General features: G+C 59.0%; 14 protein-coding genes. 11 read left to right on the top strand and 3 right to left on the bottom strand.

What is annotated here, in order from left to right; genetic code table 11:
• Positions 1-262: 262 nt before the first annotated feature.
• The 3 genes from MHI24_RS23420 (at position 263) to MHI24_RS23430 (ending at position 2,183) form a co-directional block, all read left to right on the top strand.
• A complete protein-coding gene (locus tag MHI24_RS23420; protein ID WP_340026766.1) occupies positions 263-1,186 on the top strand; it encodes an RNA methyltransferase in 924 nt (307 codons plus the stop codon).
• 23 nt (positions 1,187-1,209) lie between these two features.
• A complete protein-coding gene (locus MHI24_RS23425) occupies positions 1,210-1,827 on the top strand; it encodes an NUDIX hydrolase (RefSeq protein ID WP_340021920.1) in 618 nt (205 codons plus the stop codon).
• Positions 1,828-2,027: 200 nt separating this feature from the next.
• Complete coding sequence (locus MHI24_RS23430; RefSeq protein ID WP_238655035.1) at positions 2,028-2,183, top strand: hypothetical protein; 156 nt, start codon at positions 2,028-2,030, stop codon at positions 2,181-2,183.
• A gap of 100 nt (positions 2,184-2,283) precedes the next feature.
• Here MHI24_RS23430 and MHI24_RS23435 read toward each other — a convergent pair whose 3' ends face one another.
• Together MHI24_RS23435 and abc-f are read right to left on the bottom strand one after the other, a co-directional pair.
• A complete protein-coding gene (locus MHI24_RS23435) occupies positions 2,284-2,757 on the bottom strand; it encodes an ASCH domain-containing protein (RefSeq protein ID WP_340021921.1) in 474 nt (157 codons plus the stop codon).
• Positions 2,758-2,802: 45 nt separating this feature from the next.
• Entirely contained in the window at positions 2,803-4,773 is a 1,971-nt protein-coding gene (gene abc-f / locus MHI24_RS23440) for an ABC-F type ribosomal protection protein (protein ID WP_340021922.1), read from the bottom strand.
• Positions 4,774-5,194: 421 nt separating this feature from the next.
• Between abc-f and MHI24_RS23445 the strand changes: the two genes are divergently transcribed.
• The 3 genes from MHI24_RS23445 (at position 5,195) to MHI24_RS23455 (ending at position 8,811) form a co-directional block, all read left to right on the top strand.
• Complete coding sequence (locus tag MHI24_RS23445) at positions 5,195-5,572, top strand: PH domain-containing protein (protein ID WP_340021923.1); 378 nt, start codon at positions 5,195-5,197, stop codon at positions 5,570-5,572.
• A 156-nt stretch (positions 5,573-5,728) separates the two neighbouring features.
• A complete protein-coding gene (gene ggt / locus MHI24_RS23450) occupies positions 5,729-7,306 on the top strand; it encodes a gamma-glutamyltransferase (RefSeq protein ID WP_340021924.1) in 1,578 nt (525 codons plus the stop codon).
• The gene (locus tag MHI24_RS23455) at positions 7,300-8,811 is read left to right on the top strand and encodes an amidase family protein (protein WP_340021925.1); all 1,512 of its coding nucleotides are present in this window, start codon (positions 7,300-7,302) and stop codon (positions 8,809-8,811) included. Before ggt ends, MHI24_RS23455 begins: the two co-directional genes overlap by 7 nt.
• 16 nt (positions 8,812-8,827) lie before the next feature.
• Here MHI24_RS23455 and MHI24_RS23460 read toward each other — a convergent pair whose 3' ends face one another.
• Positions 8,828-9,559: a hypothetical protein gene (locus tag MHI24_RS23460; protein WP_340021926.1), complete on the bottom strand. Its 732-nt coding sequence runs from the start codon at positions 9,557-9,559 to the stop codon at positions 8,828-8,830.
• A gap of 708 nt (positions 9,560-10,267) precedes the next feature.
• Between MHI24_RS23460 and MHI24_RS23465 the strand changes: the two genes are divergently transcribed.
• From MHI24_RS23465 to MHI24_RS23485, 5 genes are all read left to right on the top strand, one after another.
• Positions 10,268-11,842 carry a PucR family transcriptional regulator ligand-binding domain-containing protein gene (locus tag MHI24_RS23465; protein WP_340021927.1) on the top strand — a complete coding sequence of 525 codons (1,575 nt, stop codon included), beginning with the start codon at positions 10,268-10,270 and terminating at the stop codon, positions 11,840-11,842.
• 44 nt (positions 11,843-11,886) lie between these two features.
• Positions 11,887-12,495, top strand: coding sequence for an NTP transferase domain-containing protein (locus MHI24_RS23470; RefSeq protein WP_340021928.1), 609 nt, complete (start codon positions 11,887-11,889; stop codon positions 12,493-12,495).
• A 196-nt stretch (positions 12,496-12,691) separates the two neighbouring features.
• Complete coding sequence (locus MHI24_RS23475) at positions 12,692-13,867, top strand: BMP family ABC transporter substrate-binding protein (RefSeq protein WP_340021929.1); 1,176 nt, start codon at positions 12,692-12,694, stop codon at positions 13,865-13,867.
• A gap of 107 nt (positions 13,868-13,974) precedes the next feature.
• Entirely contained in the window at positions 13,975-15,507 is a 1,533-nt protein-coding gene (locus MHI24_RS23480) for an ABC transporter ATP-binding protein (RefSeq protein WP_340021930.1), read from the top strand.
• The gene (locus tag MHI24_RS23485) at positions 15,504-16,619 is read left to right on the top strand and encodes an ABC transporter permease (RefSeq protein WP_340021932.1); all 1,116 of its coding nucleotides are present in this window, start codon (positions 15,504-15,506) and stop codon (positions 16,617-16,619) included. The genes MHI24_RS23480 and MHI24_RS23485 overlap by 4 nt, the downstream gene beginning before the upstream one ends.
• Positions 16,620-16,633 lie beyond the last annotated feature (14 nt).

A 16,633-nucleotide genomic window follows, 5' to 3' on the forward strand; every position in this document is an offset into this window, starting at 1 on the left:
ACCTGTTATGCGCTGCATAAGGCTCAGGCTCCTGCGGTTCTTAGATTCGGCAGTGTAATGCATCCATTATACTGGAGAACCCCCGATGGATCAAAAAGGAAAGTTCAAGCCCCTGCCTCCCTCCGGGTTATTGATAACTAATCGGCAACCATGATAGACTTAGTGGACTTAAGCGATAGGGGCGAAAAGAACAGTGTCAGTGAATCAATCTGCAAGCCATGAATATGAAACGCAAACGTCCAGCGGCGGGAGCCGGACTTATATCTATACCTATGCCCACTCACCGGATGAGGCCTCGCTGTGCGCGATGGAGCTGCGCTGCCTGTTCGGACGGGAGATTCCGGCAGGGATCTTTGCAAGCGGGGTCCGGGTGGAGGTCAGCCGCAGCCCTTTTATGAAAGAGCGGATCGATGTGATGTATGAAGGGGATACCCTGGAGGAGATCTACCGGCAGACAGAGCAGGTGGAGGTTGAGGGCCAGACCTTCAAGGTGATTTATGTGAAGATTAATGATCTGGCGCCTGAGCATAAAATTGAATACGATGAGCGCCGGGCCATTGAGCGGGAGATCGGCATGAGGATTGAAGGCGAAGCGGATGTGAACCATCCTGAGCGGGTGTACGGGATTGTTACGCTGGGCGGACGCTGGTACTTCGGCCCATACCATAAGAATCAGGCGACCTGGTTCCGGCAGATGAAAAAGCCCCGCAGCTACTCCATCGCACTCAGCACACGGGTGGCCCGGGCGGCGGTTAATATGGCGGTTCCGCGGACCCATGGTGTGAAAATGATCGACCCCTGCTGCGGGATCGGAACTGTTATGGTGGAGGCACTGTCGATGGGAATCGATATTGTCGGCCGTGATATTAATCCGCTGATTGCCGCCGGGGCGCGTACGAACATCGCCCATTTCGGCTTCGAGAGTGAAGTGACGCTCGGGGATATCGCTGATATTACGGAGCATTATGACGCAGCCGTTGTGGATATGCCGTATAATCTGTATTCCCGCATCACACCGGAGGAACAGTACTCCATTCTGGCGAATACCCGCCGGATTGCCGACCGGGTGGTCATTGTGGCCATTGAGGCCATGGATGAGATGATTAACGCAGCCGGATTCAGGATCATTGACCGCTGCGTGGCGAAGAAGGGTGCGTTCTCCCGGCATTTGATGCTGTGTGAATAAATCGAAATAGAGGCGGTGTGCTTATGGAACCGAAATGGTTATCCTGGGCCAAAGAGATTCAGGGGATTGCCCAGACCGGACTGACCTATGCCAAGGATGTGTACGATATTGAGCGGTATCAGGCGTTGCGTGAGCTGAGTGTGGATATTATGGCACATTATACGTATGAGAGCAAAGAGCGCATCCGGCTCTCCTTCGCTGGAGAGGACGGATATGCCACCCCTAAGGTGGATATCCGCGGAGTTATTTTCAGGGATAACCAAATCCTGCTTGTCCGCGAGAAGCTTGACGGCAAATGGGCACTGCCCGGGGGCTGGGCGGATATCGGGTTGTCTCCGAGCGAAGTGGCGGTCAAAGAGATTGAAGAGGAATCCGGGTATAAGGCGGAAGCAGTCCGTCTGCTCGCTGTGCTGGATAAGAAGTTTCATCACCACCCTCCAGAACCGTACCATGTCTACAAAATGTTCATTCTCTGCAAAATCACCGGGGGTGAGGCCGCAGGGGGTGTGGAGACGAGCGCAGCCGGATTCTTTGCCGAGGATGAGCTGCCCGAGCTATCGGAAGAGCGCAATACAGCCGAACAGCTGCACATGGTTTTCCAATATTTACATGATCCCGAAAAAGCGGTAATATTGGACTAAAGCACTGCATATAATATATGACCAAATGTGTATAAGTTTATTTAATACATAATTTGGTTAATAATATTTATGTAAGCCTTTCCAATCGTATTCCGCTGAGCCTTTATATCTAAAAAAATACCCGGAAGTGTATCTTTTTAGGCCAGGCGGTCTACATTTTTTCCTCTGCTTTGACGATAGATATTTTAGGAGGGGATCGCATGGAACAAGAAGAGTTAAGACTTCCGCTTGCTCAGGAGAGTATGTCGCGTCCTGCAGAAGGCAATATCGCCACCGGTCTGGTGTGGGGGGTTCTGATCAGCATTCCCTTATGGATCTCGCTGATTGGCTGGATTACGGGGATCTGGAAGTTCTAAGTCCTGTCCGCAGAAGCTGTATAACTTAATATCAACCTGTACCTATACAATGAAGGCTGCTTCTTCCTGTCGGAGAAGCAGCCTTTTGATTTGTTGCGGATTACAGGTCCCGGTTGACATGCACCAGCCGGAAGTTCTCACAGATGACCCGCATGTCCGGGTCAAAGGATTGCCCTTCGCTCTCAAGCTCCCGGGTGAAGTACACTTTATGCTCATGCCGCCATGATTCGAGGCTGCGGTCGTCTTCGCCCTCTGAATAGGCGAATTCCGCTGTTACTTCGCCAAAGGGAACCACCTCAACCTTCGTTGTTTCAACAATGGCACGCGGCTGGCCTTCGCTGTCCAGCAGGACGGACAGCCCGCCAATGAAGGGCAACGGAATTCCTTTTGCTTCAATCAGCTCATAGTTCTGTGCCGTTCCGGTCTTGATTCCGCTGAGGACCAGCGCAAGCAATTCATCGGCCAGCCGGGGATTGTCCCCGAATGCCCAGGCACTGTCGAACCGGTCCGCCGCTCCCGGATGCTGAACCAGATAGGATTCCCAATATTTCGTGATCTGCGGGGTTAATGTCATTATGGTCACCTCTTTATTAGATTCAAAAGATTAAAAGATCCGCTGTCAGCTTTCGGCTTCGCTTAGCCAGCCGCTGTAAAGTTCATCCAGCTTCTGCTGCGCAGCTTCGCGTGCTGCATGAAGCTCAGCCAGCCGCTGTGCGTCGCTGGCCAGCTGCGGGTCCAGCATCTGCGCGTCAATCCCGGCAAGCTGCGACTCCGCAGCGGCAATGTCCTGCTCCCAGGCAGCGGCCGGGCGCGGCTTGCGGCTTGGCGCGGCGGCAGCAGCGGCGGTGCCTTCAGCTTTCGGGGCTGCCGCCTGGGCAGACCGGGACCGGGTGCTACCGGCTGCGGATGATGCGGAAGCTGGTGCTGCCGCCGCCTGCTGCTGGGCTTGCGCGGCACGCTCGGCCTGCTTCTCCTTGTAGTATTCGTAGTTCCCGGAGAAGGAGGAGAAGCGGCCATGATCGATGCTCCAGAGCTTGCCGAAGCAGCGGTTAATGAAATAACGGTCATGCGAGACAGCCAGCACTGTACCCGGGAATTCCTCCAGCGCTTCTTCCAGCGCTTCGCGGGAATCAATGTCCAGGTGGTTGGTCGGCTCATCAAGAATGAGCAGATTCGGCCGCCGGTGCATCAGGACCGCGAAGCGCAGCCGGGTCCATTCCCCGCCCGAGAGGTTGGCGATGCTCTTGAAGACATCGCTGCCGTAGAAGAGGAAGCGGGCCAGCTGGCCGCGGGCCTCGCCTTCTTCCAGCCCGGCCTCCTCGCGGAAATACCGCAGGACAGATTGCCCGCCCTCCTCCGGCACGGCTTCCTGGGCAAGGTAGCCGACCACAGCTCTGGACGCCAGCGTACAGCTGCCGCTGTCCGGCGCTTCCTGGCCGAGGATAATCTTCAGCAGGGTGCTTTTGCCTGCGCCGTTGCCGCCGATGAGAGCGGTGGTCTCCCCGTATCTCAGAATATCGCTGGCCGCCGAGAAGAGTTGCCGCGGTCCGTAGGCCTTGCTGACCCGGTCCAGGATGACCACCTGATTGCCGGTCCGGTCCTCCTGCTGGAGCTGCAGATCCATGGATTTGCGCTCCAGGATTGGCCGCTTCACCTTAACCATCCGGTCGAGCACCTTCTGCATCGAAGCGGCGCGGCGGTGGAAGGAGGGGTTCGGCGGATTGGAGCGGTTACCCCATTCGATCAGCCGTTTGATGCTCTCCTGCATCTGCTTGATCTTCTTCTGCTGCTCCTGATAGTCGGCGAACTGCTGGAGCAGCCGCGCTTCCTTCTCAACCTGGTAGCCGCTGTAGTTCGTATGGTAGGTGAACGCCTCGCCGTCTTCAAGCTCAATGACCTTTTTGACTACGGCATCCAGGAAATAGCGGTCATGGGAGATGACAAGGACGGTGCCGTCATAGGTCTGGAGGAATTGCTCCAGCCATTCGATGGCCTCCATATCCAGATGGTTGGTCGGCTCGTCGAGCAGCAGAATATCAGGGCGGCGCAGCAGCAGCTCGGCCAGGCCGACCTTGGTCTTCTCCCCGCCGGAGAGTGAAGCGAACCGGCGATCATATTGATCGGTTCCAATCCCGAGTCCGCTTGCGATCCGCTGGATGGAGGCTTCGATCTCATAGCCGCCCGCAGCCTCGAACTTCTCCTGCAAGGTGCCGTATTCCTTCAGCAGCCGGTCCCAGGCCCGTTCGTCTTCACCCGCTCCGGGAGCGGACATCTCCTGCTCCAGCTCGCGCAGGCGGCGCTGCCACTGAAGCGGCTCGGCGAAGCTGCGCTGGAGGACCGCATAGACGGTCTCGTTGTCGTCCGCCTCCTGAATCTGGGCCAGCAGCCCGATGACGCTGCCCCGGCGGATCGAGAGCTGCCCCTGATCCGGGCGCTCCTCTCCGCTGAGCAGATGGAAGAGGGTCGTTTTGCCGGTGCCGTTGCGGCCGATGAGGCCGATTTTCTCGCCCTGGCGGATGTCGAAGGTGACGTCGCTGAGGACGAGCTGGGCACCGTGGTATTTTTGAATATTTTGGCATGAGATAATCATGGTTATTCTCCTTTACGGGAAATGCGCTTATCCGCATACAAAAAGACCGCAGGGAAATATCCCTGCGGCCTGAGAATTCTTCGGGTTATAGCATCCGTTGAAGTGTAGGCGAGAAAGGCATTTCACAATGTTGTAGTGTTATTGAGTTCATGTAAATGGACAGACTTCTCCCGTTGTTGGCCATAACATGAATGATGCCAGACATGATATTAATCAGCCGGCAGCTAACACTGTTGGTCACATTGTGATCCATTCTCCTACACCTCCTTTTGTACATAAATATAGATCAGTGTACCCAAAAACAAGCAAAGAAGCAAGAGGGAATCCGCCTCCCTGGACATAAATGCACCGGAACGCAAGTAGTATGAAGTGAGGCAGCAGCGATATTGCCGGCCGGACGGCTGGGGAAAAGAGGAGAGCGATGGCGATTTTTAACGGATTGTTGGGAAATGCCAGCAAGGTTGCGCCGGGGGAGGTGCAGAAGGAATACAGCCAGATTCTGACTCCGCATGAAACGGTTGAGCATGCCTACAAGCTGATCCGGGATATGCTGATCTTCACGGACAAACGGCTGATTCTCGTAGACAAGCAGGGGATGACCGGCAAGAAAACCGAATACCATTCCGTTCCTTACAAAAGCATCACCCATTACGCCGTGGAGACGGCCGGGCATTTCGATCTGGATGCGGAGCTGTGCCTGTATATCTCGGGGGCGGGGCTGCCGCTGAAGAAGACCTTCAACAAGTCGGTCAATATCTACGAGGTGCAGAGTGTGCTGTCGCAATACATTCTGAAGTAACAGGCTGGCGGAACGCTTCAGCCGAAAGTTTGTGCATGGTTCACAAAAATGGCGGCAGGCGCTGTACGGGGCTGCGGAATCCGTTGACAGGGCGTGCGGGCGTGCGGTTAAATGGCACTAACTTGAACGCTATGAAGGGAAAGGATGGTGGCCGGCATGGCCAGAGGACCTGTGACCGGAACGAAAACGATGGTGGTCAGCCCCCACTATCTGGCGTCGGCAGCGGGCGCGCGCATCCTCGAACGGGGCGGCAACGCCTTCGATGCGGCGGTGGCCGTCAGCGCTGCGCTGGCGGTGGTCTACCCGCATATGACCGGGCTGGGCGGCGATGCGTTCTGGCTGACGTACTGCGCGGGTGAAGGGCGCGTACGGGCCTACAACGGCAGCGGACGCTCGGGCTACGCCGTCCGCAGGGACTGCTATGCCGGGGAGGAGGCGATTCCCCGGCGTGGGGTGCGCAGCGCCATTACGGTTCCCGGAATGGCGGACAGCTGGTCAGCCGTCCAGAGGGAGTATGGGCGGCTGACTCTGGCCGAGGTGCTGGAGCCGGCTATCGGCTACAGCGCCGGAGGCTTCCCGCTGTCCCCGGACCAGCACGGGGGCAGCGTCCTGGCCGGAGCCGCGCTGTCCCCGGAAGCGGCGGCGGTGTATCTGCCCGGCGGCCGGGTGCCGGCGGCGGGCGGGCGGTTCGTGCAGCGGCAGCTGGCCGGGACGCTGCGGGCCTTGGCGGGGGGCGGCCGGGATGCCTTCTATACAGGCCGCATCGCCGGGGAGATCGCCGCGTATATGCGCGCAGCCGGAGGCTATCTGACCCGGGAGGACTTCGCTGATCACCGGGGGAATTGGGAGGAGCCGGTTTGCACGGAATATCACGGGCATACCGTCTATCAGGCCCCGCCCAACTCGCAGGGCTTCTCTGCGCTGATGGCGCTTAATATCCTGGAGCATTATAACTTTGCAGATATCGAGCATGGCTCCTACGAATATTATCATCTGCTGGTGGAAGCGCTGAAGCTGAGCTTCCGTGACCGGGACCGCTACCTGACCGACCCTGCCTTCAGCCCGGTACCGCTGGACCGGCTGCTGGATAAGGCGTATGCGGCGGAGCTGGCGGCATCCATTGATCCCCGCCGGGCGCTTGCTTCACCCGCCGAGCCGGTAGGCCGGGATACGGCATATGCCGCTGTAGTGGACGGTGAGGGCAATGCGGTGTCGTTCATTCAGAGCCTGTATTTTGAATTCGGGTCCGGTGTGACCGCCGGAGATACGGGGATTCTCCTCCAGAACCGGGGGTCCTTCTTCTCGCTCGATCCCGGCCATGTCAATACGCTGGAGCCGCACAAGCGGACGTTCCACACGCTCATGCCGGCGATGGCCTGCCGGGAGGGCAGGCCGGTGTATCTCTACGGTACGCAAGGCGGGGAAGGACAGCCGCAGACCCAGACGCTGCTGCTCACGCGGATGCTGCATTACGGGATGGACCCGCAGGCTGCGGTGGATGAGCCCCGCTTCGTCTGGGGCAGAACCTGGGGCGAGCCTACACAGGAGCTCAAGGTGGAGAGCCGGGTGACGCAGACGGTGCGGGAGGAGCTTGCGGAAGCGGGGCATCTGGTCCGGGAGGCCGGGAGCTACGACGGGATTATGGGCCATGCCCATGCCATTGCGATCGATAGGGGCGGTTACCGCAGCGGAGGGACGGACCCGCGCTGTGACGGAGCGGCCATTGGATGGTGAGCCGCTTGGGGCAGCCGGTGCAGAGCAGAGAGGAACGGTATTCCGGGAGAAAGGGGGCGGCAGCATTGGCACTACATAATCATCACGGCGCCTTCCGGGTGCCGGAGCTTGAGGTTCCCGGCAGCGGGCGAGGTCCCTTACAGGGCCTGAGCTTTACGGTAAAAGATGTCTTCGCGGTGGCCGGGCACCGCTCTTCCGCCGGCAATCCGGACTGGCTGCGCACCCATGAGCCGGCGGCGGATCATGCGCCCGCTGTGCGCAGGCTGCTGGAGGCCGGGGCCGATCTGCGGGGTGCGGCTCATACGGATGAGCTGATGTACAGCCTAGGTGGGGAGAATTACCACTACGGCACTCCGGTTAATCCGCACGGGCAAGACCGGATTCCCGGCGGCTCGTCCAGCGGATCAGCGGTGGCGGTAGCTGCGGGCAGTGTGGACTTCGCGCTGGGGACCGATACCGGCGGATCGGTGCGGGTCCCTTCGTCTTACTGCGGCGTGTTCGGCTTCCGCCCGACGCACGGAGCGGTGCCGCTGGAAGGCGTCATTCCGCTGGCTCCGGGCTTCGATACGGTCGGCTGGATTGCAGGCAGCGCGGAGCTGCTGTTTAAGGTGGGCCGCGTGCTGCTGGCGGGAGCGGATAGTGGCAGGGGCGTGCATGTGCTGCTGGGAGAGACGGATAGTGGTGGGGACGTGCATGTGCTGGAAGCGGGGGTGGAAGATGGCAGGGCCGGGCGTGTGCTGCTGGAAGAAGCGGATAGTGGCGGGAATGGTCGTGTGTTGCTGACGGGGGCGTACAGTGGCTGGGACTGGCGTGTGCTGGAGGCGGGAGCGGACAGCGGAGGTGACGGGAGTGCCCAGGACGGCGGGGAACGGGCGGAGCGGTCAGGCAGGTCAGCGGCTGTCGCTGGCCCCGGGCTGGCACGAATGTTCGTGCCGCCGGAATGCTGGGCGCTTGCGGAGCCGGACAGCGCCGTCTTCCTGAAGCGGGCGCTGGAGCAGCTTCAGGCCGGGGCTTCGCTGCAGGCTGCCGAAGCCGTGATTGCCCCTGAAGGGCTGAAGGCCTGGATGGATGCCTTCCGCGAGCTGCAGGGCGCCGAGATCTGGGCGACCCATGGCGGATGGATCGGCCGGGAGCGGCCGGCCTTCGGGCCCGATATCGCCGCCCGCTTCGCCTGGGCGGCGGGGCTGGCCGGCGCGGATCAGCGCCGGGCCGACGGGCTGCGCCGCAGGGTCGCGGAGCGGCTGCGGCGGCTGCTTGGGAATGACGGGTGCCTCGTCATTCCGACTGTGCCCGGTCCGGCTCCGCTGCGCGGCGCAGCGCCGGACCAGCTGGAGCGCAACCGCAGCGGAGCGATGCGGCTCTGCTGCATCGCCGGGCTGGCCGGGTTGCCGCAGGTTACGTTGCCAGTGCCCGGCCCCGGCGGACTGCCGCTGGGACTGTCCGTCATCGGCGGACATGGACAAGACCTGAAGCTCCTGTCATGGATTCAGGAGATCTGGAAGTAGCTGGAGGCCGGGCCGCTTAACGGGTGCCCGTCTTCAACAGGATGTCGATGGCTCTGACCGGCGGATGGTCCAAGCTGCTCCACTGCTGCACAGCCTGGTACTCAGCGGAGTCCAGGTCAGGGCGTTCCACCCGGAACTGCTGATTGCTGATCCACCGGTAGCTTACAATCGGCCAGTTAGGGGTGTGCATGTAAGTATCAGCTAAGGTGGCAGATGCAGCCGGGAGCAGTTCCATCTTCCGCAGCTCGGCAGCGATCAGTATGTGGCGGAGGAGCGTGCCGCCTTCGTTGTAAGCAAACCGCAGCAGGACGGAATTACCGTCCGGGGACAGCTGGAAGTCCTGATAGATTCCGCCCGCTAAGCCGATGCTGATAGTTGGGCTGCCGCTCTCCGGCTCTGCCATTCTAACCAGATTCGTGTCACAATGCTTGTTCCCGCAATTGTATTTCAGCAGGAGGAAGCGCTCCGGCCTGGACAGAGGAAGGGTCTCGGCCTGAGTACGCGCGATTTCAGCGGGGATATCCCGGCTGGACTCCAGGTACTGCTCGTACAAGGGGAGACTGCTCAGCTCCAGATGAACGGGATTGCCATCCTGATCCACCAGGTCCAGTGCTGACGGCAAGGTGTTGCTGTTGGCGGGAGATGGCGGTACAGCCGATGACTTAGAGATGATGACCACAACGATGGCTGCCAACGCTGCCACGGTCAAGATTACAGTGAACAGTGCTGTAAAGCTCTTGCGATACATAAATGGATCTCCTTGTTCAAGCTCTAGTTCTCTATGCCAAGAGAATTAGGGTTATTTGCGTTGCTGGGTATGCGAAAAACCGGACACAATGCGGCGGGTGGAGGCGTACAGGCCTAATGTATGCGAAAAACCGAACACAATGCGTCGGGTGAAGGCGTACAGGCCCAATGTATGTGAAAAACCGAACACAATCAGAGCAATGCGTGCAACTGCGATGAGGGAGGAGGCTAATGCTCTACAGCCGAGTAACATTTATAGAAAAATCCTGCAGGAAGTGCAACAATGCTGCCCAAATAGAAGCCGCCTATGCTGAAATCCTGCATAAACTGCAACAAAGCTAGCGCTAAGTTACTCTAAACGCCGAAAATCCTGCAAATGATGCAACATTGGATCAACAGCCAGTAACATTACTAAGAAATCCTGCAAAAATAGCAACTATGCTGCTCCATACAAGCCTGATCCCCACCCTCATCCTTCACCCATTCTTCCAGCTTGGTCCATTATATCAAAGCTCCGGTTTAACAAATTTACAGTTTTGCCATTCCTTTAGGGTTGATGTTTGTTTCGTGTTACTTTATATGACGTAATTTATATAACTTATGAAATTTCATCTTCCCAAAGCAGTTCATTTTATCTATAATGTTACATAAAGTAACACAAGGAAATCGATATTCACACAACCTTAAAAGCAAAGAAGGAGGGATGGTCATGCATCTTACCGTAGAAGAAGCGCTGTCCATTTATCCTTTATCCGAAGCCCGGCTGATTGCAGGCTCGAAGGGGAAGCACCGGATTGTCAAATCGATCAATGTGATGGATGCCCCGGATATCTCGGACTGGATCAAAGAAGGGGAAATGCTGCTGACCACAGCCTATCTGATCAAAGACAGCCCGGATGAGGCCTCGGCGCTGCTCCAGACGCTTAACCGCCGCGGCTCTGCGGGGCTGGGGATTAAGCTGGGCCGGTTCTGGGATGCTGTGCCCCAGCCGCTCATCGCTGAAGCAGAGGAGCTGAACTTCCCGCTCATCGAGCTTCCGTTCCAGTTCACCTTCTCCGACCAGATGAACGGGCTGTTCCGCGCCGAGCTGTCGCGCAGCACCAGTGTACTGCAGCGTATGATGGAGAAGCAGCGCGAGCTGATGCGCTTCGCACTCCGCAGTGCCCGCAGCCGTCCGCTGCTGGAGTCTGTCGCCGAGGTGATCGGCTATCCGCTGGCTGTCATCAGTACGCGGGGAACCCTCCTTTTTAACAGCTCCGGGTACTCCGGGGAGGAATTGCTGGAGGGCTGGCCCTGGCAGCAGCGCAGCCAGCGCGTCCGGCTCGGCGGAGGTACGGCTTACCGGATGCCTCTGCTGCAGGCGGGGAAATGCCTGGGCTATCTGCAGTATTGTGATATTGATCCCTTGCTCCTGTCCGTGGAGGAGAGTCTGTTCGTCCAGGGGGCGGAGCTGATTGCCTATCATATCCATGCAGGTCTTGAGGATTACTACGAGCAGGCCGGACACCGGGAATTCAGCGGGCTGCTGCGGCGCTATCTGAACGATGACCTGCGCTATACAGAGCTGGCCCAGGCTGCGCTCCGGCTGAATATCCCGCTGCTGGAAGCCCCGTATCAGCTGGTGCTGACCGATGTGGGCGCTGCGGGGGAAGCCCGGCAGGGAGAGCTGCTGCGCCTGAAGGAGGAGTATTCGGCCCACCCCGGACTGAATGGGCTGGAGGCGATCCATTTCCTGATGGATGAAGGGCTGCTGTCGCTGTATCCCGCCGCTTCCTGCTCCCCCGGGGAGTTCAGGGACATGATTAATGAATGCTTTGCCGGACTGAATTTCAATAAAGGGTATTATCCGCGGGCGGCCGTGAGCAATGTGAAAGGTAAGCCGGAGGGGCTGAAGGAAGCTTTTGCCGAGGTGAAGGAATGTATGGGCATGGCCCGGCACTGGGGAGCGCATGGTCACGTGGTGCATTACCGCCAGGTGGAGCTGGAGCTGCTGCTGAACCGGATTCCGGCTGAGGCGATGGAGCGTTATTGCAGCGGCAGCCTGCGCGGGCTGCTTGGCCGGGAGCCGGAATACGTCAAGGAGATGCTTCATACGCTGGAGGTCTATCTGGAGAATGACGGGCATGTGAACGAGACCGCCAAGAAGCTGTACATTCACCGCAACACGGCGACCTACCGGATTGAGAAGCTGAGCGAGCTGCTGGATGTCGATTTCAAAAAAATCAATGATCTCATGAAGCTGAAGCTGGTCTTCCTCTTCCGCAGCATGCTGGAACGCGAATAGCGGCCAGCCTGGGCAGATCCCATCAAACAAAGGAGTGGAGAACGATGAAAGTGGCCGGAATCTATCTGGCGGCAGGCCGGGGTATGGGGGCAGGGGCCTCTGAAGGTTCTCTGAACCGCAACCGGCCGGGGGCAGGCTCCGCAGGAGCCGCGATGCTCGGGGAGCTGGAGAGGTGCGGACTGGAACCGCTGGTTGTGGTGGTCCGGGCAGATGATCCGCTGCGCTGGCTGCCGCCTGCCGGGGAGGACGGAGGCGCCCGCCGGGTCGAGACTTGTCTGACTGCCCATCTGGGCCTGTCCTTCTCGCTGCGCTGCGGCCTGAATGCCGTCTCCCCGCTGCAGCCTGATGCTGTAGTCATTGCCTCAGCGGACCAGCCGTTTTTCTCTGCTGAGCTTGTCCGCCGGCTGATCCGTACCTACGGGCAGCACCCGGAAGCGGATTACGTAGCGGGTTCCCCGGAGGGGGAGCGGCAGCCTGTCTTGTTCGCCAAGCCGCTGTTCGCCGGACTTCAGGCGCTGGATGAGGAGGAGGGCATAGCCGCCATGATCCGGTCTGCGGAGTATAAGGGCATCCAACTGGAACAGGGGACCGCACCGGCCTCCATCCGGACAGAGCTGCCAGGGACAGGGAGTTTCGCACAACAGCTCAAGTAGCGTCATGTCAGAATAAATCACGTATTTTAACTATAATTTAAACCAGCTTCGTGCATTAAGCACAAAACAGGCGGCCGTTCTTCAGCAAAGAGCCAAAGCTATGTTATATAAATTTACGTAACGCCTCCTCCTCAGTATAGTAGAGATACATTAATGGTTCAGGCCATTAGAAGAGATATTCTGGAGGAGGAGAATTATGAGAAAAAGGGGTCAGGTCTTCACATTCAGCTTGCTTGCCATGTTCCTGCTGGCGGTGGTGCTGGCGGGTTGCGGCAGCAATAACACGGCAACAGGTACCAACGGGGCGGGGGCTACAGCGCCTGCGGCAACCGATGCTCCGGCAGACAGCGGGGCAGCGGCCACAACCGAGCCGGCGGCGGAGAAGCCGAAGGTGGCTTTTGTCTACATCGGGCCTCCTGGGGACGGCGGATATACGTATCAGCATGATCAGGGCCGCCTCTATATGGAGAAGGAGCTTGGCATCAAAGCGGACTATGTAGAGAATGTGCCGGAGAGCGCCGATGCGGAGCGGATTATCACCGAGCTGGCCCAGTCGCATGACATCGTCTTCACTACAAGCTTCGGCTATATGGACTTCACCCTGAATGTAGCCGGCAAATTCCCTAATGTGAAGTTCCTCCATGCTTCCGGGTACAAAACGGCCGAGAACATGGGGACGTACTTCGGCAAGAACTATCAGGCCAGCTATCTGACCGGAATTGCAGCCGGCAAAATGACCAAGAAAAACCATCTGGGTTACGTAGGCGCGTTCCCGATCAGCGAGGTCATCTATAACCTGAACGCCTTCACCCTGGGGGCGCAAAGCGTGAACCCGGACATCAAGGTGGATGTGGTCTGGACGAATACCTGGTATGACCCGGCGACTGAACGCCAGGCGGCAATCAGCCTGCTGGATAAGGGAGCGGATGTGCTGCTGGCGTATCAGGATTCACCGGCGACGCTTCAGGCGGCAGCGGAACGGGGAGCTTTTGCCGGAGGGAACGATTCGGATATGAGCAAGTATGCGCCGGACAATTATTTGACCAATCCGGTGTGGAACTGGGGCCCTTATTATGTGAAGGCTGTGCAATCCGTGATGGACGGAACCTGGAAAAGCGAGCAGTACTCCGGCGATATGGCGGACGGCATGGTTGAGCTTGCGCCATTCGGCAACAAGGTGCCGGACGATGTGAAGCAGCTGGTGGAAGACGCCAAGGCCAAGATCATCAGCGGAGAGCTGGAAGTATTCACTGGACCAATCTCGGATAACAAGGGGAATGTAGTGGTTCAGGACGGCCAAAAGCTGACGCTGGAAGAGGTGCTGGGCATGAACTGGCTGGCTAAGGGCGTCGAAGGCACGATTCCGCAATAACCTGACCTTACAGCTTCATACAGCTCGTCTTATGGGTGGGGCGGGTTCCGCAAGCGGCGGAGCCTTCCCCACCCGTACTATAACTATCAGGGAAGGAGCGTCTTGTGATGCAGGACCCTTCGGTTGAAATGCGCGGTATCGTGAAGACATTCGGCGCGGTGACGGCCAGCGATCATGTTGATTTTGCGGCAAATGCGGGTGAGATTCATGCGCTGCTGGGCGAGAACGGGGCCGGCAAAAGCACGGTCATGAGTATGCTGTCAGGGGTGTACCGGGCGGATGCGGGTGAGATCCTTCTTCATGGCCGGCCGGTGCGAATCCGCTCCCCGAAGGATGCGGCACTTCTCGGCGTAGGCATGGTGTTCCAGAACTTCAGGCTGGTGCAGAGCTTAACGGCGGCAGAGAACATCGTGCTTGGCGAAAAATCGTCATTCTGGCGCGGCGGCAAATGGCGCAGAAGCAAGCAGGAGGAGATAGAAGCGCTTGGTGAGCGCTTCGGGCTGAAATTCCCGGCGGACCGCCCGATCTGGCAGCTGTCTGTCGGGGAGCAGCAGCGGGTGGAGATTGTGAAGACGCTGTACCGCGGCGCGGATATCATCATTCTCGATGAGCCGACCTCGGTGCTGACGCCGGGAGAGGCGGAGCAGTTGTTTGAAACGCTGCGGGTAATGAAGCAGGCGGGCAAGACGGTCATCATGACCACGCATAAAATGAAAGAGGTCATGGCGACCTCGGACCGGATCTCCGTCATGCGCAAGGGGCGGATGATTGCCACGCTGAATACAGCGGAGACAGACGAGCTGGAATTGGCCCGGCTGATGGTGGGCAGAGAGGTGACGATCCGCCGCCAGGAGCGCGAGCAGACGGCGGGAGCGCCGCTGCTGGTCGTCCGGAGCCTTACGGTGGCAGCGGATCATGGACGCAAGGCGCTGGACGCGTTGTCGCTTACCGTATGTGAAGGTGAGATTGTAGGTGTCGCCGGGGTGGCAGGCAACGGGCAGAAGGAGCTGGCAGAGGTGTTGACCGGGCTGCGGACATGGAAGGCAGGCGAGATTCATTTTGACGGCAATCCGGTGACTACGGCCTCCGTCAGAGGAGCGATTGATGCGGGAATCTCGCATGTGCCGGAGAACCGGATGAAGAGCGGTCTGGCCGGAAGGCTCGGCTCGGTCGATAATCTGCTGTTCAAATCCTACCGCAGCGGGGAGCATTCCCGGCTTGGCATCCTGAAGGCGGCAAAGAACCGCTCCTGGTCCCAGGAGCTGGTCCGCCGCTTCAATGTGAAGACGCCGGAGCTGGATACCCCTGTGCAGCAGCTGTCCGGCGGGAATCAGCAGAAGCTGCTGTTCGCCCGCGAGGTCAGCCATCAGCCGAAGCTGATGGTGGCCGTCCATCCGACCCAGGGGCTGGATGTCGGCGCGGCCGCCGGGGTGCATGAGCTGCTGATGGAGCTGCGCGGCTCAGGCAGCGGGGTGCTGCTGATCTCGGAGGATCTGGATGAGCTGCTGCAATTATCCGACCGCATTCTGGTCATGTACAACGGCTCGATCATCGGGGAGAGCGACCATGAGCAGGCGGACCGGGAACAGCTCGGCCTGCTGATGGCCGGAATCCGCAGCAGGGAGGGGAGTGCGGTATGAGCCTGAAGCCTGGAAGCAATTCTGCTGTACTGGAGCCTGCGAAGGACCGCAGCGGGAAATGGTATTCCCTGCGGCTGGAGTATGATGCAAGCCGGACCCGCTCCCCCTGGTGGACCCCTGTTCTGTCTGTTATTCTGGCCCTCCTGCTATGTGCGTCATTCATTGCCGCGAACGGCATGAGCCCGCTGGTGGTCTATGAGAAAATGTTCCGCGGAGCGTTCGGAACCTCCTACGGCTTCACAGAGACGATGGTCAAGGCGATTCCGCTGCTGCTGTGCGGCCTTGGCATCGCGGTGGCTTACCGGATCTCCGTGTGGAATATCGGGGCCGAAGGCCAGTTGACGGTAGGGGCTATGGCCGCTACGGCGGTTACGATTTATTTTCCCGGCCTCCCGTCCTTCTGGTCCATTGTGCTGATGCTGGTCTTCGGTACCGCTGCCGGTGCACTGTGGGGGCTGATGACGGCCATTCCGAGAACGCATTTCGGCGTCAACGAGCTGATCACCTCCCTGATGCTGAATTATGTAGCCCTGCTGGCGCTGGATTATGTGGTGTTCGGCCCCTGGAAGGACCCGAAGGGCTTCAACTTTCCGGGCTCCCCGATGTTCACGGCGGCTGAATCCCTGCCGGTGCTGGGCAGCACCCGGCTGCATATCGGGCTGATCTTCGGTCTGGTAGCGGTTCTTATCTATTATTTGATGATCCGGTTCACCCGCTGGGGGTATGAGCTGCGGCTGATCGGAGCGAATCCGACCGCAGCCCGCTACGCAGGAATCCACATCAGGAAGCATATTATTATCGTGATGCTGATCAGCGGCGGCCTGGCCGGGATCGCCGGAATGGCGGAGGTATCGGGGGTTACGCATAAGCTGATGCAGGGCATCTCTCCGGGCTACGGGTATACCGCGATCATCGTTGCCTGGCTTGCCAAGCTGAATCCGCTAGGGCTCATTGTCACCTCGGTCCTGTTCGGCGGCCTCATCGTCGGCGGCTACAGTGTCCAGACTATCGGGCTGCCTTCGTCCATATCGGAGATGCTGCAGGGGGCGATTCTGTTCTTCCTGATTGCCGGCGACATGATCCACCGGTTCCGCATCCGCCGGAGCGCTTAGCAGCCTACGCTTAG

It is taken from the genome of Paenibacillus sp. FSL K6-1096 (assembly GCF_037977055.1).
Taxonomy (GTDB): Bacteria; Bacillota; Bacilli; order Paenibacillales; family Paenibacillaceae; genus Paenibacillus_AQ.

What these genes read in the sequence shown, in the direction of transcription:
- MHI24_RS23430 (WP_238655035.1), top strand. Translation starts at nt 2,028, where the DNA reads ATGGAACAAGAAGAGTTAAGACTTCCGCTTGCTCAGGAGAGTATGTCG.
- MHI24_RS23435 (WP_340021921.1), bottom strand. Translation starts at nt 2,757, where the DNA reads ATGACATTAACCCCGCAGATCACGAAATATTGGGAATCCTATCTGGTT.
- MHI24_RS23475 (WP_340021929.1), top strand. Translation starts at nt 12,692, where the DNA reads ATGAGAAAAAGGGGTCAGGTCTTCACATTCAGCTTGCTTGCCATGTTC.
- MHI24_RS23485 (WP_340021932.1), top strand. Translation starts at nt 15,504, where the DNA reads ATGAGCCTGAAGCCTGGAAGCAATTCTGCTGTACTGGAGCCTGCGAAG.
- ggt (WP_340021924.1), top strand. Translation starts at nt 5,729, where the DNA reads ATGGCCAGAGGACCTGTGACCGGAACGAAAACGATGGTGGTCAGCCCC.
- MHI24_RS23425 (WP_340021920.1), top strand. Translation starts at nt 1,210, where the DNA reads ATGGAACCGAAATGGTTATCCTGGGCCAAAGAGATTCAGGGGATTGCC.
- abc-f (WP_340021922.1), bottom strand. Translation starts at nt 4,773, where the DNA reads ATGATTATCTCATGCCAAAATATTCAAAAATACCACGGTGCCCAGCTC.
- MHI24_RS23465 (WP_340021927.1), top strand. Translation starts at nt 10,268, where the DNA reads ATGCATCTTACCGTAGAAGAAGCGCTGTCCATTTATCCTTTATCCGAA.
- MHI24_RS23445 (WP_340021923.1), top strand. Translation starts at nt 5,195, where the DNA reads ATGGCGATTTTTAACGGATTGTTGGGAAATGCCAGCAAGGTTGCGCCG.
- MHI24_RS23470 (WP_340021928.1), top strand. Translation starts at nt 11,887, where the DNA reads ATGAAAGTGGCCGGAATCTATCTGGCGGCAGGCCGGGGTATGGGGGCA.
- MHI24_RS23480 (WP_340021930.1), top strand. Translation starts at nt 13,975, where the DNA reads ATGCAGGACCCTTCGGTTGAAATGCGCGGTATCGTGAAGACATTCGGC.
- MHI24_RS23460 (WP_340021926.1), bottom strand. Translation starts at nt 9,559, where the DNA reads ATGTATCGCAAGAGCTTTACAGCACTGTTCACTGTAATCTTGACCGTG.
- MHI24_RS23455 (WP_340021925.1), top strand. Translation starts at nt 7,300, where the DNA reads ATGGTGAGCCGCTTGGGGCAGCCGGTGCAGAGCAGAGAGGAACGGTAT.